The sequence below is a fragment of the Agrobacterium tumefaciens genome (assembly GCF_017726655.1).
GTDB lineage: Bacteria > Pseudomonadota > Alphaproteobacteria > Rhizobiales > Rhizobiaceae > Agrobacterium > Agrobacterium tumefaciens_B.
In genome coordinates, this window is sequence record NZ_CP072308.1 from 232,330 (window position 1) to 252,123 (window position 19,794).

At 59.8% G+C, this 19,794-nt stretch carries 21 protein-coding genes; 11 read left to right on the forward strand and 10 right to left on the reverse strand.

What is annotated here, in order from left to right:
* The first annotated feature begins 221 nt into the window (after positions 1 to 221).
* From AT6N2_RS01170 to AT6N2_RS01185, 4 genes are all read left to right on the forward strand, one after another.
* Positions 222 to 461: a hypothetical protein gene (locus AT6N2_RS01170; protein WP_209087761.1), complete on the forward strand. Its 240-nt coding sequence runs from the start codon at positions 222 to 224 to the stop codon at positions 459 to 461.
* Positions 462 to 646: 185 nt separating this feature from the next.
* Entirely contained in the window at positions 647 to 1,282 is a 636-nt protein-coding gene (locus AT6N2_RS01175; protein WP_209087763.1) for a LysE family translocator, read from the forward strand.
* 37 nt (positions 1,283 to 1,319) lie between these two features.
* A complete protein-coding gene (locus tag AT6N2_RS01180; protein WP_209087766.1) occupies positions 1,320 to 2,213 on the forward strand; it encodes an EamA family transporter in 894 nt (297 codons plus the stop codon).
* A 95-nt stretch (positions 2,214 to 2,308) separates the two neighbouring features.
* Complete coding sequence (locus AT6N2_RS01185) at positions 2,309 to 3,853, forward strand: ATP-binding protein (protein WP_233282457.1); 1,545 nt, start codon at positions 2,309 to 2,311, stop codon at positions 3,851 to 3,853.
* Between the two features lie 237 nt (positions 3,854 to 4,090).
* Here the strand turns inward: AT6N2_RS01185 and AT6N2_RS01190 are convergent, their stop codons facing one another.
* Positions 4,091 to 5,074 (reverse strand): TerC family protein, encoded by a 984-nt coding sequence (locus tag AT6N2_RS01190; RefSeq protein WP_209087769.1) that lies wholly within the window; start codon positions 5,072 to 5,074, stop codon positions 4,091 to 4,093.
* A gap of 448 nt (positions 5,075 to 5,522) precedes the next feature.
* Here AT6N2_RS01190 and rpsD point away from each other — a divergent pair, with 448 nt between their 5' ends.
* From rpsD to AT6N2_RS01215, 5 genes are all read left to right on the forward strand, one after another.
* Positions 5,523 to 6,140, forward strand: a complete 618-nt coding sequence (gene rpsD / locus AT6N2_RS01195) for a 30S ribosomal protein S4 (RefSeq protein ID WP_004442465.1) — start codon at positions 5,523 to 5,525, stop codon at positions 6,138 to 6,140.
* Positions 6,141 to 6,209: 69 nt separating this feature from the next.
* Complete coding sequence (locus tag AT6N2_RS01200; protein ID WP_209087772.1) at positions 6,210 to 7,139, forward strand: glutaminase; 930 nt, start codon at positions 6,210 to 6,212, stop codon at positions 7,137 to 7,139.
* A 64-nt stretch (positions 7,140 to 7,203) separates the two neighbouring features.
* A complete protein-coding gene (gene ttcA / locus AT6N2_RS01205; protein ID WP_425292737.1) occupies positions 7,204 to 8,127 on the forward strand; it encodes a tRNA 2-thiocytidine(32) synthetase TtcA in 924 nt (307 codons plus the stop codon).
* Positions 8,128 to 8,143: 16 nt separating this feature from the next.
* Positions 8,144 to 8,971, forward strand: a complete 828-nt coding sequence (locus AT6N2_RS01210; RefSeq protein ID WP_209087777.1) for an inositol monophosphatase family protein — start codon at positions 8,144 to 8,146, stop codon at positions 8,969 to 8,971.
* Positions 8,972 to 9,001: 30 nt separating this feature from the next.
* Positions 9,002 to 9,826 (forward strand): inositol monophosphatase family protein, encoded by an 825-nt coding sequence (locus AT6N2_RS01215; protein WP_144573956.1) that lies wholly within the window; start codon positions 9,002 to 9,004, stop codon positions 9,824 to 9,826.
* 224 nt (positions 9,827 to 10,050) lie between these two features.
* On the opposite strand, the gene AT6N2_RS01220 is transcribed toward AT6N2_RS01215, so the two are convergent.
* From AT6N2_RS01220 to AT6N2_RS01230, 3 genes are all read right to left on the reverse strand, one after another.
* Complete coding sequence (locus tag AT6N2_RS01220; protein WP_063949092.1) at positions 10,051 to 11,259, reverse strand: multidrug effflux MFS transporter; 1,209 nt, start codon at positions 11,257 to 11,259, stop codon at positions 10,051 to 10,053.
* A 136-nt stretch (positions 11,260 to 11,395) separates the two neighbouring features.
* Positions 11,396 to 11,731 (reverse strand): Grx4 family monothiol glutaredoxin, encoded by a 336-nt coding sequence (gene grxD / locus AT6N2_RS01225; protein WP_209087780.1) that lies wholly within the window; start codon positions 11,729 to 11,731, stop codon positions 11,396 to 11,398.
* A gap of 144 nt (positions 11,732 to 11,875) precedes the next feature.
* Entirely contained in the window at positions 11,876 to 12,124 is a 249-nt protein-coding gene (locus AT6N2_RS01230) for a hypothetical protein (RefSeq protein ID WP_209087783.1), read from the reverse strand.
* A 110-nt stretch (positions 12,125 to 12,234) separates the two neighbouring features.
* Here AT6N2_RS01230 and AT6N2_RS01235 point away from each other — a divergent pair, with 110 nt between their 5' ends.
* Entirely contained in the window at positions 12,235 to 13,383 is a 1,149-nt protein-coding gene (locus tag AT6N2_RS01235; protein ID WP_209087786.1) for a hypothetical protein, read from the forward strand.
* Between the two features lie 327 nt (positions 13,384 to 13,710).
* On the opposite strand, the gene AT6N2_RS01240 is transcribed toward AT6N2_RS01235, so the two are convergent.
* The 3 genes from AT6N2_RS01240 to AT6N2_RS01250 form a co-directional block, all read right to left on the reverse strand.
* Complete coding sequence (locus AT6N2_RS01240) at positions 13,711 to 13,944, reverse strand: BolA family protein (protein WP_003516012.1); 234 nt, start codon at positions 13,942 to 13,944, stop codon at positions 13,711 to 13,713.
* A 16-nt stretch (positions 13,945 to 13,960) separates the two neighbouring features.
* Positions 13,961 to 16,195: a phosphoribosylformylglycinamidine synthase subunit PurL gene (gene purL / locus AT6N2_RS01245; protein ID WP_209087789.1), complete on the reverse strand. Its 2,235-nt coding sequence runs from the start codon at positions 16,193 to 16,195 to the stop codon at positions 13,961 to 13,963.
* 154 nt (positions 16,196 to 16,349) lie between these two features.
* The gene (locus AT6N2_RS01250) at positions 16,350 to 17,768 is read right to left on the reverse strand and encodes a PLP-dependent aminotransferase family protein (RefSeq protein WP_209087792.1); all 1,419 of its coding nucleotides are present in this window, start codon (positions 17,766 to 17,768) and stop codon (positions 16,350 to 16,352) included.
* A gap of 93 nt (positions 17,769 to 17,861) precedes the next feature.
* Here AT6N2_RS01250 and AT6N2_RS01255 point away from each other — a divergent pair, with 93 nt between their 5' ends.
* Entirely contained in the window at positions 17,862 to 18,167 is a 306-nt protein-coding gene (locus AT6N2_RS01255; protein WP_209087795.1) for a DUF1127 domain-containing protein, read from the forward strand.
* 200 nt (positions 18,168 to 18,367) lie between these two features.
* Here the strand turns inward: AT6N2_RS01255 and AT6N2_RS01260 are convergent, their stop codons facing one another.
* The 3 genes from AT6N2_RS01260 to purS all read right to left on the reverse strand — a co-directional run bounded on the left by AT6N2_RS01260 (position 18,368) and on the right by purS (position 19,784).
* Positions 18,368 to 18,772, reverse strand: a complete 405-nt coding sequence (locus AT6N2_RS01260) for a hypothetical protein (RefSeq protein ID WP_209087797.1) — start codon at positions 18,770 to 18,772, stop codon at positions 18,368 to 18,370.
* Between the two features lie 78 nt (positions 18,773 to 18,850).
* A complete protein-coding gene (purQ, locus tag AT6N2_RS01265; RefSeq protein WP_209087800.1) occupies positions 18,851 to 19,522 on the reverse strand; it encodes a phosphoribosylformylglycinamidine synthase subunit PurQ in 672 nt (223 codons plus the stop codon).
* A 19-nt stretch (positions 19,523 to 19,541) separates the two neighbouring features.
* Entirely contained in the window at positions 19,542 to 19,784 is a 243-nt protein-coding gene (gene purS / locus AT6N2_RS01270) for a phosphoribosylformylglycinamidine synthase subunit PurS (RefSeq protein WP_006314096.1), read from the reverse strand.
* Positions 19,785 to 19,794 lie beyond the last annotated feature (10 nt).

Sequence of the window (19,794 nt, forward strand, 5' to 3'; positions counted from 1 at the left end):
CCTGTCTGGCTTTTCCGGCGTGGTCTTTAGCGGTTATGTGGTGCGCCGCATCGCGCTCCGATAAGGCTTATGGCCTGATTTCCCAGCCGTTTGGCATTTTCTCTCCGTCTGACATGTGACCTGCGCGTTCGCGTGGCATGATTGCCGCGCCCGTCGTTTCGTCCTGTCGTTTTTCATCGATAAAGGACCTGGACGCCTAGCTGCGCCGGGATGGATTTCCCATGCAAAATGATCAACCATTGGTAGCATATGCGCTGCCGGATGCCGTCGACCGCCTCTTCGTTACATTCGGCGTCTGGAAAACCCTCAAAGCGGTTCTCATTGCCGCTGTGGTGCCCCGTGCGCCGCCGACCGATCCCGCCGATCTGCCGGAACGTCTTCTGGTAGATATCGGCCTTGAACCATCGCGGGTGAAGCGGCGACGGGAATGGGAAGTCCCTCACTGGGCGCCGCGGTTTTGACGGGGTAGCCTCTCCCGTGCAGACAGGCGGGAGGGGCCGTAGCGAATTCTAACCGACGACGGCGAAGAAAATCCTGCAGGGACGTTTTTCGGGTTGTTACAAGAGAGCTGCGCGGTCTGTAAAATCGGCTTGAAGCGAAACATTTTCCGTGGCTTGCTCGACAGATTGGATAAGGGAGACTCATCATGCCACTGGAAAACTGGCTGGCCTTTGTGGCCGCCTCCGCCATCATGCTTGCCATTCCGGGACCGACCATCCTGCTGGTCATTTCTTATGCGCTGGGCCATGGCCGCAAGGCGAGTACTGCGACGGTGACAGGGGTGGCGCTGGGCGATTTTACCGCCATGACCGCCTCGATGCTCGGGCTTGGGGCGTTGCTGGCCACATCGGCGGCGCTTTTTACCGGTCTGAAATGGATCGGAGCGGCCTATCTCATCTATCTCGGTATCAAGCTGTGGCGGTCGCCGGTTGGTGATGCGGCCGGTGGTTCCAAGGTGACCGGCCGTGAGCGGCCGCTGAAAATCTTCCTGCACGCCTATATCGTCACGGCGCTTAACCCGAAGAGCATTGTCTTTTTCGTCGCCTTCCTGCCGCAGTTTCTGGTGCCGACGCTGCCCTTCTGGCCGCAGGTGTTGATTTTCGAAGTGACCTTCCTTGTGCTTGCCACCGTCAATGCGGCCCTTTATGGACTTCTGGCAAGTGCCGCCCGCAACACGATCCGCAAGCCGCGGGTTCAGCGCATCGTCAACCGCACGGGGGGCGGTCTCCTTGTTGGCGCTGGCCTCATTACCTTCGGCTGGAAGAGGGCGGTTGCATCGTAAGGCACCTCTTGATTGCCTGAAATTCGGACATAACAAAATGGCATTGCCGCATATATTCCTCGCCCTGATCACCGTGTTTTTGTGGGGCTTCAACTTCGTCGCCATCAAGATTGGCGTCATGGATATGCCGCCTTTGTTTCTGACGGGTGTGCGCTACCTCTTTGCGGCGGTGCCCCTGGTCTTCTTCCTGCGGAAACCCAATGTGCCGTGGCGGCACATGATCGTATACGGCATGGCCATGGGCTTCGTGCAGTTCGGCCTGCTTTACCCGGCCATCAAGCTCGGGTTGCCTGCGGGGCTTGCTTCGCTCGTCATGCAGTCGCAGGCCTTCTTCACGCTGGCGCTTGCCGTGGTGTTCCTCGGCGAACGACCATTGCCGTCGCAGGTTGTCGGCGCGATCATCGCTTTTGGCGGGCTGGCGGTCATCGGCGTGGAGCGCATGACGGCGGCAGCGCTGGTCCCGCTTCTGATGGGCGTCGGTTCGGCGATTGCCTGGGCCTGCGGAAACATCGTCAATCGCCGCATCGGCCAGGTCAATGCTGTCTCCTTCGTCGCCTGGACAAGCCTTGTGCCCGTTCTGCCATTGATCCTGCTGTCGCTCGTGGTGGAGGGACCTCAAGCGATTGCCGCGGGTGTGGTGAATGCCACGCCGACCATGGCGTTCGTTGTGATCTACATGGCCTATGGCGCGACGATTGTCGGCGCTGGTATCTGGAGTTATCTGCTGCTGCGGTATCCGGCTGGAACAGTCGCGCCGTTTTCGCTGCTGGTGCCTGTGGTCGGGTTCATCAGCGCCTATTTCGCCTTTGACGAACACATAACCGTTTTCGAAATCATCGGCGCAGCACTGGTCATTCTTGGGCTGGCGCTCAACGTCTTCGGTCGTCGCATCGGCATTTCACGCTTCTGGGTCGGGTCTCCGCAGTGCTGAGCGTGAATTGCCTGTGCATTATCGGCACGGGTGAGACGCAAGAGCGGATTTTTTGGTAAAGAGCATCTTCGGCCGAGCCCCAGGGAATCGGCCGGATGACATCCAGCACGAGGAATGGAACATTGCAGGTCGGCATCGACATGGGAACCCTATCGGGCGGGCAGCAGGCCAAGCTCGATATCGAAGAATTGCTTGCGACGCGCCTGCTGGTGCAGGGCAATTCCGGTTCCGGCAAGTCGCATCTTCTGCGCCGGCTGTTGGAGCAATCGGCGCCATGGGTGCAGCAGGTCATCATCGATCCCGAAGGTGATTTCGTAACTTTGTCCGATAAGTTTGGTCATGTGGTGGTGGATGGCGAGCGCACGGAAGCCGAACTCGCCGGCATTGCCAACCGCATTCGACAGCACCGCGTCTCCTGCGTGCTGACGCTGGAAGGGCTTGATATCGAACAGCAGATGCGCGCGGCCGCCGCTTTCCTCAATGGCCTGTTCGATGCCGATCGCGAATTCTGGTATCCTGTGCTTGTGGTGGTGGACGAAGCGCAGATGTTTGCGCCCTCCGTTGCTGGTGAAGTCACGGAAGATGCCCGCAAGGCCTCGCTTGGCGCGATGACCAATCTGATGTGCCGTGGCCGTAAACGTGGTCTTGCCGGCGTCATCGCCACGCAGCGATTGGCCAAGCTTGCCAAGAACGTGGCCGCGGAAGCCTCGAACTTCCTGATGGGCCGCACTTTCCTTGATATCGACATGGCGCGCGCGGCCGATCTGCTCGGCATGGATCGGCGGCAGGCGGAAATGTTTCGCGATCTTCAGCGCGGCAATTTCGTGGCGCTCGGCCCGGCGCTGTCGCGCCGTCCGCTGCCAATCGTCATTGGGTCGGTGGAAACCTCGGCCCGGTCCTCTTCACCGAAGCTGATGCCCCTGCCGGATGCGCCGCAGGACGTCGAAGACCTGATTTTTACGCCGGACCCGGAAGAGTTCACGCGCGCTGCCGTGCGCCGCACGCCGCCCTCGCCACGGCCAACCACGGATATTCTCGCAGAGCTCTCCCGTTCCACACCCGCCGCAGTCGGCCCAACACCTGAGCAATCGCCGCGCGCAGGCCAGCCGGAAATGACGCCGGAGGAGCGCGAGGAAAAGATTTCGGCGGTTCTCGTTGAAATTCTCGACGACCCGCAATCGGCCTATCGCACGGACGCGGTCCTCTACCAGGACTTTCTGGTGCGCGCCCGTATGCGCCGCATTCCCGGAACGCCGATGACGCTGGCGGAATTCCGCCGGCAGGTGGCGATTGCGCGCTCCGGCGTGGATGCGGAGATGGCGGCAAGCGAAGGCTGGCAAAAGGCGCTGGAGCTTTCGACCTCGGTTTCCGATGACCTGCAGGGTGTTTTCCTGTTGCTGGTCAAGGCGGCGCTTGGCGAAGAGCCTTGCCCGTCGGATGCCCGGATCGCCCGCGCCTACGGCACCCACTCCGCCCGCCGCGCGCGGCGTCTGCTCGGTTATTTCGAGGAGAAGGAGCTTGTGGTGGTCCATGCCGATTTCTCAGGCAAGCGGATCGTGGCATTTCCCGATCTCGACGCAAAAACCGCACCCGGCGATGCGGATGCGGCTGAGGATAATGCAAGGCTGGCGGCTGAGTGAGGTTGATAGGGTTCCTTCATGGAATAACCTTTCCGTCATGCCGGGCTTGATCCGGCATCCAGCCGCGGCGCGTCTGCGCCGGGAGAAGAGTCTAACGCGATCAAGGACTTGATCGCGCTGGACCCCGGATCAGGTCCGGGGTGACGGCATATGTATTGTGTGTTGGTGCCAGACTTGTCCTTAACGGACGCTCTTCATCAATTTGAGGCGGCACAATCGCCGCCTCCTTGCTCATCCTTACTCTATGGCCTTCGCTTCTTTCCGCGTCGCAATCAGCGAGCCGATGATGCCGGTTGCGAGGATGGCGACGGTGACGCCGAGCGAAATGGCCGGCGGGATCTTGGCGATGCCGAGCATGTCGGCCACGAAAATCTTCGAACCCACGAAGACCAGAACCGCAGCCAGCGCATATTTCAGATAGGCGAAGCGATGGATCAGGGCGGCAAGCGCAAAATAGAGGGCGCGCAGGCCAAGGATCGCGAAGATGTTCGAGGTATAGACGATAAACGGATCGGTGGTGATCGCGAAGATCGCCGGGATCGAATCGACCGCGAAGATCAGGTCGGCGATTTCGACCATGATGAGCGCCAGAAAGAGCGGCGTCACGAAGGTCTTCAGTTTTCCGGTCGCCTCATCGGTTTCCTTGACGAAGAATTTCTCGCCATGCAGCTTCTCCGTTACCGGCAGGCGGCTGCGAAGGAATTTCAGGATGCGGTTATTGCCGATATCGTTCTCGTCATGATCGGAGGAGAACAGCATCTTGAGGCCCGTGAAAACGAGGAAGGCCGCGAAGAGATAAAGCACCCAATGGAAGTTTTCGACAATGGCCGCGCCGCCGGCGATCATGATGCCGCGCAGGACGATGACGCCGAGGATGCCCCAGAGCAGCACGCGGTGCTGGTACTGTCGGGGAATGGCGAAGTAGGAGAAGATCATGGCGATGATGAAGATATTGTCCATCGCCAGGCTTTTTTCGACCACGAAGCCGGTCACATATTCCATGGCCGACTGCTGGCCGGACTGATACCAGATCCAGCCGCCAAAGGCCAAGCCGATGACAATATAGAAGCCTGACATCAGCAGGCTTTCACGAACGCCGATTTCCTTGGAGTTCTTGTGCAGCACGCCGAGATCGAGCGCGAGCAGGCCAAGGACGAGAGAAATAAAGACAGCCCACATCCAGGTGGGTGTGCCGAGAAAATCCGATAGAAAAAAGTCCATCAGTCAACCTTTAGCCGGACGAGGTTGGCTTTACGGATGGGGAACGTGTGTCAAAAATCTACGTGGCCCCATCCTTAACAAACTCGACATCACGTGTTGTCCGGTAACACGCCAGAGGGGCCCGAGTTCTGATCACGATGGAGAGATGGGTGGGCACTTTCGCTTTTCAAGAGGAGACCTCAGAAAAAGCGAAAAGCCTTGTTTGACAAAACCGTGAAAGCTCTGTAGAAGCCGCCCCAACGCCGGGCAGTGATGTCCGGTGTGTTTTGTTGACTGCCCTGCAGTTTAAGAACTGACGTTCGGCGGTCAATATCACCGACATGTCCCGTGGTTTCTCCATTTGCATGTGAGAAGCCTGTCAGAGGCCCTGAAACGGGCTTCAGAGGAGGGCGTGTTTCCTTAACCGGTCTGGCAACAGGCCGGCATAACCTTTTGAGAAGGAAATACGATGAGCAAGCGCGAATCGGCTAAGTATAAAATTGACCGCCGCATGGGCGAAAACATCTGGGGCCGTCCGAAGTCCCCGGTTAACCGCCGCGAATACGGCCCGGGCCAGCACGGCCAGCGCCGCAAGGGCAAGATGAGCGACTTCGGCACGCAGCTGCGCGCCAAGCAGAAGCTCAAGGGCTACTACGGCGAACTGCGCGAAAAGCAGTTCCGCGCCACCTTCGACGAAGCAAACCGTCGCAAGGGCGATACTTCTGAAAACCTGATCGGCCTGCTCGAGTCGCGTCTGGACGCCATCGTCTACCGCGCCAAGTTCGTTCCGACCGTTTTCGCTTCGCGTCAGTTCATCAACCATGGCCACGTCACGGTTAACGGCGTTCGCGTCAACATCGGTTCCTACCGCTGCAAGCCGGGCGACGTTATCGAAGTTCGTCAGAAGTCCAAGCAGCTCGTCACCGTTCTGGAAGCCGTTCAGCTCGCTGAGCGTGACGTTCCCGACTACATCGAAGTTGACCACAACAAGATGGTTGCGACCTACGCCCGCGTTCCGTCGCTTTCCGACGTTCCGTACCCGGTCGTCATGGAACCGCATCTGGTCGTCGAATTCTACTCGCGTTAATCGACGCGTTTCAGTATTGAGAAAGCCGCCCTTCGGGGCGGCTTTTTTGTTTGCTGGGGAAGGCTTTGCATGCAGGACATTCAGGCGATCGTCGATTCCATCTATGACAGCATGCTGCCGAGACTGGGTGAGGGGAAGGTCGCGGATTACATTCCCGAACTCGCCAAAGTCGATCCCAACCAGTTCGGCATCGCCATCACCACGGTCGATGGAACGACCTATACGGCCGGCGATGCGCTGACACCGTTTTCAATCCAGAGCATTTCCAAGGTCTTCATGCTGACGCTTGCGCTCGGCAAGGCCGGTGAGACGGTGTGGAACCGGGTGGGGCGCGAACCGTCCGGATCGTCGTTCAACTCCATCGTCCAACTGGAGCACGAGCACGGAATCCCGCGCAATCCCTTCGTCAACGCCGGTGCTATCGTGGTGACGGATATCGTTCTTTCCGGCCACCAGCCGCGTGAGGCGATCGGCGAGCTTCTGCGTTTTGTCCGTTATCTCGCCGATGACGATACGATCAGCATCGACGATACGGTGGCGAAATCGGAGCAGGCGACGGGTTTCCGCAATTTTGCGCTCGCCAATTTCATGCGTTCCTTCGGCAATCTGCATCATCCCGTGGAATATACGCTCGGCGTTTATTTCCATCAGTGCGCGCTATCCATGACCTGCGCGCAGTTGTCCCGGGCTGGCCTGTTTCTGGCCAATCGCGGCCGTAACCCGCTCACCGGGCACACGGTCGTCTCGGACCGTCGTGCGCGACGTATCAATGCGCTGATGCTGACCTGCGGCCACTATGACGGATCGGGTGATTTCGCCTATCATGTCGGCCTGCCGGGCAAGAGCGGCGTCGGCGGCGGCATCATGGCCGTGGCGCCGGGCAAGGCTTCGATTGCGGTCTGGTCGCCGGGCCTCAACAAGGTCGGCAATTCGGCGCTCGGGTCACAGGCGCTGGAATTGCTGGCGACGAAAACCGGCTGGTCCGTATTCGGGGCTTGATATTGCTGGCGGATGGGGGCATTGCCTGCATGAAGAACGGCAGTCGTGCCGGAGCGAGCGGATGATGAATATTCTCACCAAGATCGATGACATGGATGAGCAGATCGGCGCCGATCGGGACTCGCCTGAAGAAGCTGGTAACTCGCATCCGCTGTTCGACAATGCGCCGCGATCGGTCTCGTTCAACAAGCTGCGCAAGCGGCTGCTGCGCAATGTGCGCCAAGCCTTTGAAGATTTCGACATGCTGAAGGGCCAGACGCGCTGGCTGGTCGGCCTTTCCGGCGGCAAGGACAGTTACGGTCTTCTGGCGCTGCTGCTCGATCTTAAATGGCGCGGCCTTTTGCCGGTGGAACTTATTGCCTGCAATCTGGATCAGGGCCAGCCTAATTTCCCCAAACACGTGCTGCCGGAGTATCTGGCGAAGATCGGCGTTGCCCACCGCATCGAATATCGTGACACCTATTCGGTGGTGAAGGAGAAGGTGCCCTCCGGCGGCACCTACTGTTCGCTCTGTTCGCGGCTGCGGCGCGGCAATCTCTACCGCATCGCGCGGGAGGAGGGCTGCGACGCACTGCTGCTCGGCCATCACCGTGAGGATATTCTCGAAACCTTCTTCATGAACTTCTTCCATGGCGGCCGTCTGGCGGGCATGCCGGCGAAGCTTTTGAACGACGAGGGTGACCTGATGGTCATGCGCCCGCTTGCCTATTGCGCCGAAGAAGACATGGCGAAATTTGCGGCCGCAATGGAGTTTCCAATCATTCCCTGCGACCTTTGCGGCTCACAGGACGGGCTTCAGCGCAATGCCATGAAGGAAATGCTGGCGGATATCGAGCGGCGTATGCCGGGCCGCAAGGATGTGATGCTGCGGGCGCTGGCGCATGTGAACCCTTCGCATCTCCTCGATACCAAGCTTTTTGATTTTTCGGCGCTTTCTGTCACGGGGGCGTCATCTGAAGAGCCTAGGGAGGCCCACCCTCCCTTATGAAGAAGTACCCTTCGCGATGACCCTTTCCGATAAAGATATCGATTTCCTCATTTCCACCGTTGCCGTAGCCGGTACGGATGAGATCATGCCCCGCTTCAGGAATCTGAGCGCTGGCGCCATCTCCGAAAAGACATCCGCCGTCGACCTTGTCACCGAGGCCGATATTCTCGCCGAGAAGGTGATTACCGCCGCGCTGCTTCAGCGATTTCCCAAGGCGCATATTGTCGGCGAGGAGACCTATGAGGCTGACCCATCAGTCATTCCCGCCCTTGCCGATGCACCGCTCGCCTTCGTGATCGACCCAATCGATGGCACGTTCAATTATGCTTCCGGTTTTCCCGCCTTTGGCACGTTGCTTGCGGTCACCGTGAAAGGTGAAACGGTTGCGGGCATCATTCACGATCCCGTCATGGGCGATACAATCGTCGCACTGAAAGGCGAGGGTGCCCATCTTCACCGAAAGAACGGCTCGCAGGCGAAGCTGAAGGTCGCCGATGCCGCCCCGCTCTCCGATATGGTCGGCATTTTCTCGTGGGGACACAGCCATCCCGATCGCCGGCCGGTGATCGCCGCCAATATGGCGAAGATCAAGATGGCATTGTCGCTCAACTGCTCGGCGCATGAATACTGGCTCGCCTCGGCTGGCAAGCTGCATTTCATCGGCCACGAAAAGCTGATGCCATGGGATCATCTCGCCGGTGTTCTCATTCACCAGGAAGCCGGCGGCTACACGGCGCGATTCGACGCGACGCCCTATCGGCCCGGCCACACCGCCGGCGGCATCCTGTCGGCTCCCGACAAGGAGAGCTGGAAGATGCTGCGACGGGAAATCGTCGCTATATAAGACTGACGCTCAGAAGGAAGGATATCGCCCATGGCCATCGAACTCGACATAGCCTCTCTTGCCAATGCACTCCAGGAGGCGGCGGCCGTGGAAATCCTGCCCCGGTTCCGCAATCTCGGCGAGGGCGATGTCAGGATAAAGTCCGAGGCGATCGATCTCGTGACCGAAGCCGACGAGGCCGCCGAGCGGCTGATCCGGGCTCGCGTGCAGGAGATCATGCCCGATGCGCTGTTCGTCGGTGAAGAGGCTGTGGCGGCGGATGCTTCACTGCTCGGCAAGCTGGCCGATGCCGATCTGGCTGTCGTGGTCGATCCCATCGACGGCACCTACAACTTTGCGTCCGGCCTGCCGCTCTTTGGCGTGATGATGAGCGTCATCTCCAAGGGTGAGACCGTTGCCGGTCTGATCTTCGACCCCATGGGCAATGACTGGGCGATTGCCGAAAAGGGCTCCGGCGCATGGCTGTGCAGTGCCGATGGTTCGCAGACGCAAATGTCGGTCGTGCCGGCGCCGGAATTGTCGCAGATGGTCGGCATCGCCAATACCGGCTATTTCGACGTGGAGACACGGCGAAAGATCTTGATGAATCTCGCCGATGTGCGGCTTTTCACCAGCTATCGCTGTGCGGCGCACGAATACCGGCTGTTCTGCGGCGGCCACATGCATTTCCTGATGTATAACAAGCTGATGCCGTGGGACCACCTGGCCGGCACGTTGATCTCGCAGGAATCGGGCGCCTATGCTGCCCGTCTCGACGGTTCGCCCTATCTGCCGCGTCACCTAGATGGCGGGCTGTTGCTTGCGCCTGACCAGCAGACATGGGAATTGTTGCGGGAGAAGATTTTCACGGTGTGAGGTGGCCGATTGGGCAGGCCGGAAGGGCTTTCTCGCGTCATGCCGGACTAGATCCGGCATCCAGTAGCCGCGCGTCTGCGCGGGGGACAGACTCTTTTCAGCCCAAGGACTTGGGCTGGCTGGACCCGTATCAGGTCCGAAGTGACGGAATGCGTATAACGGGAACCGTCAAATAAAAAGGGCGCGGAACAGAATTCCGCGCCCTTTGTCATTTCTGGGTAACATCAGTGCGTGGGCTTGTTATGCGCCTGAAACAGCACACCCTTTTCGCCGATCAGCACGAAGATCAGGCCGATGATCGAAACGATGAAGAAACCCGCGACCATCGGCAGGGCCGTGCCATCGAAGGCCTGGCCGATAGCGGCGCCGATCAGCGAACCGCCGACGGTTCCCATGAAGCCGATGACCGAAGAGGCGGTGCCGGCGACGTGGCCAAGCGGTTCCATGGCGAGCGAGTTGAAGTTCGAGCCGATCCAGCCGAACTGGAACATGGCAAGCGCAAAGAACACGATGAAGATGGCAAACGGCATCGGTTCCGGACCGATCATTTGCACCACCAGCCACAGGAAGGTGATGGCGATGAAGCCGAGCAGTGAGCCGTGCGAGAGCTTGCGCATGCCTATCCGGCCAACCAGCTTCGCATTGATGAAGGACGAGAAGGCCATGAACAGGGCAACGCCAGCAAAAGCCGCCGCAAACCACGCGCCAAGGCCATAGATGCCCTTATAGACCTGCTCGGCCGAGTTGATGAAGCCGAACAGCGCACCGAAGATGAAGGTGCTAGACAGCGTGTAACAGAGCGCGATGCGGTTGGTGAGCACGATCTTGAAGCCGGCGAGCACCGAACGGGCAGTGAAGGGCCTGACATCATCCGGATGCAACGTTTCCGGCAGGCGGAAATACATCCATGTCGTTACGATGGCAGCAATGCCGGCCATGAAGGCGAAGATGAGGTGCCAGTTGCCGAAGAAGAGCACGATCTGGCCGGTGCCAGGCGCGATGACCGGAACGACCATGAAGACCATCATGATCAGCGACATGACTTCCGCCATCTGCCGGCCGCCGTAAATATCACGCACGATCGAGATGGTGATGACGCGTGTTGCCGCCGAGCCAATGCCCTGAATGAAGCGCAGGAACAGGAGGCCGGCGAATGACGGCACGAAGACCACGGCAATGGCGGAGATGATATAGATGGCCAGACCGACGAGCATCGGCTTGCGCCGACCGAAACGGTCCGAAATCGGCCCATAAAGAAGCTGTGCGATACCGAAGCCGAGAAGATAGGTGGAAATCACATATTGGCGATGGTTCTCGTTCTCGACGCCCAGCGAGGCGCCGATTTGCTGAAGACCGGGGAGCATGATGTCGATGGCGAGTGCATTGAGCGCCATCAACATGGCGGCGAGCGCAATGAATTCCGTGCGCCCCATCGAGCCAGCGCGCGACGTGGTGGATTGTGAAAGTTCGGTCACAGGATTGCCCCAAAAAGAACGGCAAAGGCGTTGCATGAAGCAACGCCTGGCATAATTTCTGACAATCAGGGTGGGCCGGATGAACCGGCCGAAATCAGGCCGCGCCGCGGACGCTGATACCCTGTTCTTGGAAGTGGCTCTGCAATTCGCCGGACTGGAACATCTCTCTCACGATGTCACAGCCACCAACGAACTCACCCTTGACGTAGAGCTGCGGGATGGTTGGCCAGTTGGAATAGTCCTTGATGCCCTGACGGATGTCGGCATCGGCCAGCACGTTGATACCCTTGTATTCAACGCCGAGATAATCGAGGATCTGTACCACCTGGCCGGAAAAACCGCATTGCGGAAACTGCGGGGTGCCCTTCATGAAAAGAACGATATCGTTGCTCTTCACTTCGCTGTCGATCATGTCGTGAATGCCGCTCATAGGCCTATTCCTTTCACATGCGGTTCAAGGCCGCTGCTTTCTGTTAGCCTCTAAATAACATGTCGCGGCGCGATTTCCACCCGGAAAGCATAAAAAATACGTCTCCGTCGCATGACGAGACAGGCTAAATCCGACCCGCAGCTTTTATTTGTACCGCTGCCGGCTTCGGGCCGCTGCGGTGCGCCTTTTGCTCACCTGTTTGCGGGCTGGCTTCGGTTTAACGGCGGCCTTGATCGCGGCTTCCAGTACGGAGCCGAGGATACCGCCGGCGGAAGAGCCGGTGCTTTTCGTCCGGCGCGCGCGGCGCATCTTACGAATGCCGGTCTTGGTCAGCACTTCGGCGAGAGCGCCTTTTACGACGCCGTTGAGCAATTGATCGACGATGCCAGACAAATTTCCCTCGCCATTAAATAAACCATATTTCCGTCGCGTTTTTTACTATACGTGCATCGCCCACTGTATCAAGCGATCCTTTCGGGTGTCTCGAGCCTGAAGGTTTATGCATGCCGCGCGTCAAGTCACGCCTCGTACTTTATTTCCCCGGTTTCGATCCACTCGATGCGGCGGCCCACCATTTGAGGTATCAAAGGGCTGCGACGCTTGCCGGCAAGACGTGGGATGTCAATTATACCGTGGGGCCGGTTGAAAGCAGGCCTGCGGGGCAGGCGTTCACCGTGGGGGCTGCGGCAGGTGACTGGCAGACGCACTCCGATATTTTCGTCTATGACCATAACGACGTCATATCCGAGCTGCGGGCTGCGCCCGTCTGGCGGCAGATCTGGCTCGGTTTCAAAGCGGGCGCAGGCATTATCGCCGAGGGCGGCGCCGGCCGCTATCTGCGCCACGCCTGGCGGTTTGGCCTGTTCTTCATTTTTCCGTTTCTGCTGATGCTGACCGGTGCCGCGCTTGCGGTGAGCATTGCACTTTCCCCCTGGCTTTTTGCTTTGCCGTTCTGGCTCTTTATAATCAGCATCCCAGCGGCTGCCCTGTTTTTCGTCAAAGCCTTTCTGCCATTTGCAGAGCGGTTTCACACCCTGCATCTTTACGCGGACTGGCGCTTTGCGCTCGCCGTCGGCCGCGATGAACCGATTGCGCGAAACTGGATCGAGGCGAGGGCGGGGCTTGTCTTGAAGGCGCTCGAGCAGCCATCGGATGAGATTCTGGTCGTATCGCACAGCATGGGGGCCAGTCTGGCGCTCGCCGTCATCGGCCGCGCGCTGGAACTGAGGCCCGATGCGCTTGATGGCCGCAAGCTGTCATTCGCGACGCTGGGTGGCGCGGCTTTGCAATGCGCGTTCCTGTCCAGCGCCACGCGGCTGCGGGAGAGCGTGGGCGCAATTGCGCGTCACCCGGAGGTGACATGGTTTGATATCCAGTGTCTGACCGATCCGATCCATCTCTATCGCTGCAACACGGTCGCGCTGACGGGGCACCGCGATGCGCCGCAGCCGAAGATCGTGCCGATCCGGTTCAAGCATTCGCTTTCGCCGGAGCGGTACAAAAAGAACAAGCGCAATTTCCTGCGCATGCATCGGCAATATGTGCTGGGGCCGGACCGAAAGTCCGGTTACGACTTTACCCTGCTGACGGCGGGCCCCCTGCCTGCCGCATCCTTTGCTGACCTCGACTCTCAGACGCCGCCTGTTTTTTAGAGTGTTTCCGTCTTTGAAAGCGGAGCGCGGCATTCGAATTCCCCCTTGCTCTGTCCGTCGTGCCAAGTCCCCTTGGCGGAAACAAGTTTCTCCGTCGCGCAGACGCGCGTCGGCTGGATTACGGCTCCGGGCCGAAATGACTGTTGTAAGAGGCTGGCCCATGCAACTACCATTGAGGCAGCGACTGCAGCTCGCAGAAAAAGCAGAGCGTCTAAAAGTAACGATGACATCTGACAGAAAAAGGCCCGCGTGAGAGCGTCACGAGGGCTGTTTTTAATCCTCAGGTCTTTCAGCCGATCGGACAGAAAACCGCGATTGACAGCATCGTCATTCCGGCGCCGAGGTTTGCAGGGCGAGGGCGTGCAGAACGCCGCCCATATTGCCTTTCAGCGCGTCATAGACCATCTGGTGCTGTTGCACGCGGGTCTTGCCCTTGAATGCATCTGCCACGACTTCCGCCGCGTAATGATCGCCATCACCGGCCAGATCGCGGATCGTGACCTTTGCCCCGGGAATTCCCGCCTTAATCATGTCTTCAATGTCGCCGGGTTTCATGGGCATGGTGTTTCTCCTTAATTCATTCTGCGGCGACTAGAGTTTCGCCGTCCATGAACTGAGGGAACCACGATTCATAGGCCGAGTGCAATTCTTTAATCTCGACGGCGCGCGCCGTGCCCAGCTTTACAGCGGAGCCGCCGGTAACGCCGATGTTGGCGCAGGAAACGCCTGCCACCTTGGCAGCCGCCAGCACCTTGTCGAGATCACTCTTCTTCACGGTCAGGACGTAACGGCCCTGGTCTTCGCCATAGAAGGTGAGGACCGGGTTGTGGCCTTCGACCGCATCGATAGTCGCGCCGATGCCGGAGGCAATCGCCATCTCTGCAACGGCGAGGGCGAGGCCACCGGACGAGCAATCGTGAACGGCGGTGGCAAGGCCATCGGTGATGACGCCACGCACGAAATCGCCGTTCTTCTTTTCAGCGTCGAGATCGACATGCGGCGCCGGGCCATCGGTACGGCCGTGAATGTCACGCATGTACACCGACTGCGCGATGTGGGTGCCGAGGCCGGCAGGCGCACCAACAAGCAGCACTGCTTCGTCAGCGGCGGCAAACCGGATGCGCGCCATACGGCCCCAATCCTTCAGGAGGCCAACGCCGCCGATGGTCGGGGTTGGCAGGATCGCCTGACCGTTGGTCTCGTTGTAAAGCGAGACGTTGCCGGAAACGATCGGGAATTCCAGCACGCGGCAGGCTTCGCCGATGCCCTTGATGGCATGGACAAGCTGGCTCATGATTTCGGGCTTTTCCGGATTGCCGAAATTGAGGTTGTCGGTGGCCGCGAGCGGCAGGGCGCCGGTTGCGGTAATGTTGCGCCAGCATTCGGCGACGGCCTGCTTGCCGCCCTCGAAGGGATCAGCCTCGACGTAACGCGGGGTCACATCGGAGGAGAAGGCGAGCGCCTTCTTGTCATGGCCTTCGACGCGAACCACACCGGCGTCGCCGCCCGGCAGCTGCAGGGAATTGCCCTGGATCAGCGTGTCATACTGCTCGTAGACCCAGCGGCGCGAGGAATTGTTGGCCGAACCGACGAGCGATACCAGCGCGTCGGCGATATCGGCAGCGGGGACGTCGTTTTCCGCAAGTGGGGCGGGCACCTTCGCCGGTGTCCACGGGCGGTCATATTCGGGAGCCTGATCGCCCAGTTCCTTGATCGGCAGGTTGGCGACTTCCTCGCCATTGTGAATGACGCGGAAACGCAGGTCGTCGGTTGTCTTGCCGACGATGGCGAAGTCCAGACCCCATTTCACGAAGATCGCCTTGGCGACTTCTTCCTTGGAGGGCTCGAGAACCATGAGCATGCGCTCCTGGCTTTCGGACAGCATCATTTCGTAAGCCGTCATGCGTTCTTCGCGCACAGGCACGGCATTGAGGTCAAGTTCGATACCGAGATCGCCCTTTGCGCCCATTTCCACGGCCGAGCAGGTGAGGCCGGCGGCACCCATGTCCTGAATGGCGATGACAGCGCCTGTTTTCATCAGCTCAAGGCAGGCTTCCAGCAGGCACTTTTCGGTGAAGGGGTCGCCGACCTGAACGGTCGGGCGCTTCTCTTCGATCGATTCGTCAAATTCGGCCGACGCCATGGTCGCGCCGCCGACGCCGTCGCGGCCGGTCTTTGCGCCGAGATAAACCACCGGCAGGCCGACACCCTTGGCTTCCGAGAGGAAGATCGCGTCTGACTTGGCAAGACCGGCGGCGAAGGCGTTGACGAGGATATTGCCGTTATAACGCGGATCGAATTCCACTTCGCCGCCGACGGTCGGCACGCCGAAGGAGTTGCCGTAGCCGCCAACACCGGCAACGACGCCAGCCACGAGGTGGCGGGTCTTCGGATGGTCGGGCGCGCCGAAACGCAGCGCGTTCATGGCGGCGATCGGGCGTGCACCCATGGTGAAGACGTCGCGCAGAATGCCGCCGACGCCGGTCGCCGCACCCTGATAGGGCTCGATATAGGACGGGTGGTTGTGGCTCTCCATCTTGAAGACAACGCAGTCACCATCGTCGATATCGACAACGCCGGCGTTTTCGCCGGGGCCCTGAATGACGCGCGGGCCCTTGGTGGGCAGCGTCTTCAGCCACTTCTTGGACGACTTGTAGGAGCAGTGCTCGTTCCACATGGCCGAGAAGATGCCAAGCTCGGTGAAGCTGGGCTCCCGTCCGATCAGGTCGAGGATACGCTGGTATTCGTCGGGCTTCAGCCCGTGGGATGCAACGAGTTCCGGGGTGATCTTGATGGAGTTTGAGATAGACATAGGTCTCACGCGGTTCGAGCCGAGGAAAGTTTCCGGTTCTTTAGCGCAAGAGGCTCAATGGTGCGACAGGAAAATGCGCCTGTTTGCTGGCTAAAGATGGGTTTTTGCCGTTATTCCACGGCCGTGTCCGGTCTTTTGCCAGCGACGGGCCGGGTCACGCAACGCTCTCATAACCGGCGGAGCCGTTGTCGAGCAGGTGCCGCAGGATGCCAAGGGCACGGGTCAACTCTTGCTGGTTCGAGGGGCCGGACAGGCTGACGCGCACGCGGTGGAAAACCTTGTCCGTTCGGCCGGCCTTGAACTCATCCTCGTCGTCGATCAGCACCCCTTCTTTCATCGCCGCATTGCGGAAGGTACCGGAAAGCCAGGGTTCGGGCAGTCTCAGCCACAGAAAGGCGATATCCGGCAGCGAGTTGAACTCCAGCCCGGCAAAAGCCTCGCAGGCAATCGCTTCCCGCTGGTTGATCTCGGCGAGACAGTCCTTGCGAATATCATGGGCGTCGCCGCTATTGACGAGGCGTGCATTCAGTTCCGCCAGCATGAAGGGCAGGCCGCCCGTCAGCATCGAGTGGGAGATGCGGATGCGCGACGAATATTGCGCCGGGCAGGCGACCCAGCCGCCACGCACGCCGGCGGCGACGGATTTCGACAGGCCGCCGACCACGAAGGTGATGTCGGGTGCGAACTCAGCGATCAGGGGGATCGCCTCGCGCGTCATTGCACCGTAGAGATTGTCCTCGACGATCCAGACGCCGTATCGACGGGCGATGTCGGCGATTGCGCGGCGGCGGTCTTCCGGCAGGGTGGCGCAGGTCGGGTTCTGACCCGCAGACATCAGGAAGATCATCTTGGGATGCTGCTGCGCGCAGACCCGTTCAAAATCCTCGGGGATGATGCCGTTCTCATCCGCATCGACCAATGTCACCCGCCTTCCGGCAAGGGCGGCGCTGCGGCTGATATGGGAATAGGTGACCTGTTCGAAGACGATGCGGTCGCCCGGGGCGGTCATGGCCGTCACCACGCTCATGACCGCAGCGTGGGCGCCCAGCGTCGAGACGATGTTTTCCGGCTTCGGCGTCCATCCGTTTTGTGAAAGCCAGCGAGCGCCAGCCTTACACCAGTTATCCGGGAAGGAGCGGGCGTAATTGGTGATGTCATAACCATGTTCGCGCGTCAGTGCCTCAACATGACGGGCGATCACCACGCTCTGGCCGACATCCGGCGCGGCCGTCGTGTTCAGGCGATATTCGCCGGTGGCCTCGATGGCATGACGGGTGCTGCCGAAGGCGGAGGCGACCTGCTCCATTGAAGACGAGGGTGCCGGCGTCTTGCGTTCGTTGACATAGGTACCGCGACCGACTTCGCCGCTGACGAGGCCGCGTTCGTGTATCAGCGCATAAGCGCGGCTGATTGTTCCGATTGTCACCCCAAGATCGTAGGCGAGGTTGCGCTGGGGTGGCAATTTCGCGCCAGCCTGCAGCGTACCATCGGAAATCGCGCTTTCGATGCTGTCGGCAAGGCGCAGATAAATCGGGCCGTCGCCCTCGGTGATATCGGGAAGCCAATTTGTCATGGTGACAATTTATGCATTGTATCTGTGTCAAAGTCAATTGTATTTATTGTCTGCATTGATTGAAGATCAACGAACGGAGACAATAGGTGCAATATGCGCAAGATGGATCAATACCTTTCGACAGCGGATACGCTTTATCCTGATGGCTACGAACGGGAACGCGTGTTTCGCGATGCCGGCGACATGGTCGCACCGGCGCCGTATCCGGCCAAGATCGCCCGCACGCTCATTGGTCGCATGATTGCGGGCATGTTGAACTGGCAACAGAAACGGCGGGGACGGCTCGCATTGCGAGAATTGTCTGACGATCTTCTGGAAGATATCGGCATTTCACGCGAGGACGCGTCTCGCGAGGCCGCAAAGTCCAAGCTTCTTTCCTGGCCAACACGATCGTTTTGATTTTTGTCGGAGTGCGGCGCCTTCTTTCCCCGGCGCCATCAGCCATTCGGCAGCCCGCCACGCCTATCCCAACCGGCGTTGGCGGGTTTTTTTATGGGCTATCACGGTACACGGCAAGGGCCGCAGCCGCTTCCCGTCATTCCCAGGACAGCCGTGTCACAAGACCGAGGATGACGTCTTTGATGTAGGCGTATGCGAAATCAGCAGCCCTTGCCGCCGTTCGCCCATCGCTTGACGTCGGTTGCGATGCGGCTGGACATGGGTTCGTTCATGACGGGACCGAAGGCGTCGAGCTTTGCCGGGTTGCCCTCGGCCTGCACCACGAGCATGGGGCGGGATTCCGGGCTGTTGCGTGGCACGAGCAGAATGCGCGGACGGCCGGAGAAGGAGTTGAGTTCCGGCGCCAGACGATAGGCCTTGAAGGCGGGGTCGCCCGACTTGAACCAGCAGGCATTGGCGCCGAGCGCGACCCGCTCCATGGTGGGGAGGGCCGCGCGCGAGACCGAGCTTGTCGGCTGTGGTTTCGGCTGACAGGCGGCCAGGGTCGCTGCGGCCAGAAACAGTCCGGTCGCCTTGAGGGCATTCGATCGAAGAGCATAAGACATCAGGTCATCCAGAAGAGAGGGCCAAAACGACGCCGTCAGCCGGCATCAAAAAAGGCGGGCTTGAGGCCCGCCCGTCTGTCAGGCTGCGATGACGCCAAGCGCCGAAGCAAAGAGGCCGCGGCCGTCATTGCCGCCGTGCGCAGCTTCGATCAGGTTTTCCGGGTGTGGCATCATGCCAAGAACGTTGCCTTTGGTGTTGATGACGCCGGCAATGTCGTTCAGCGAACCATTGGGATTGGTGCCCTCGGCGTAACGGAACACGACCTGGCCGTTACCTTCGACCGACTTCAACTCATCCGCATCGAGGAAATAGTTGCCGTCGTGATGGGCGACGGGGCAGCGCAGGATCTGGCCCTTGTCATAGGCGCGGGTGAAATCGGTGTCGTTATTGGTGACTTCGAGTTTCACTTCGCGGCAGACGAATTTCAGCGAAGCGTTGCGCATCAGGGCGCCCGGCAGCATGCCGGCTTCGACCAGAATCTGGAAGCCGTTGCAGACGCCGAGAACCTTCACGCCCTTTTCCGCCTTCTCGCGGATGGCCTGCATGACAGGCATGCGGGCGGCGATCGCGCCGCAGCGCAGATAATCGCCGTAAGAGAAGCCGCCGGGAATGACGATCAGGTCGACATCGGGAATGTCCGTTTCCGTCTGCCAGATGGTGACAGGCGCCTGACCGGAGATTTTCGTGAGAGCCGCGATCATGTCGCGGTCGCGGTTGAGGCCGGGAAGTTGGACGACAGCGGATTTCATGGACGGCGGCTCCTGGAGCTTAGAGAATGCTGATGGCGTAGTTTTCGATGACCGTATTGGCCAGCAGCTTTTCGCACATTGCCTTCAGGTCGGTTTCGGCCTTGGCCTTGTCGGCGCCTTCCAGTTCCAGATCGAAGACCTTGCCCTGGCGGACGTGGCCGACGCCATCAAAACCGAGGCTGCCAAGCGCGCCTTCGATTGCCTTGCCCTGCGGATCGAGAACGCCGTTCTTCAGCGTAACAGTCACCCGTGCCTTGATCACCTGATCTTCT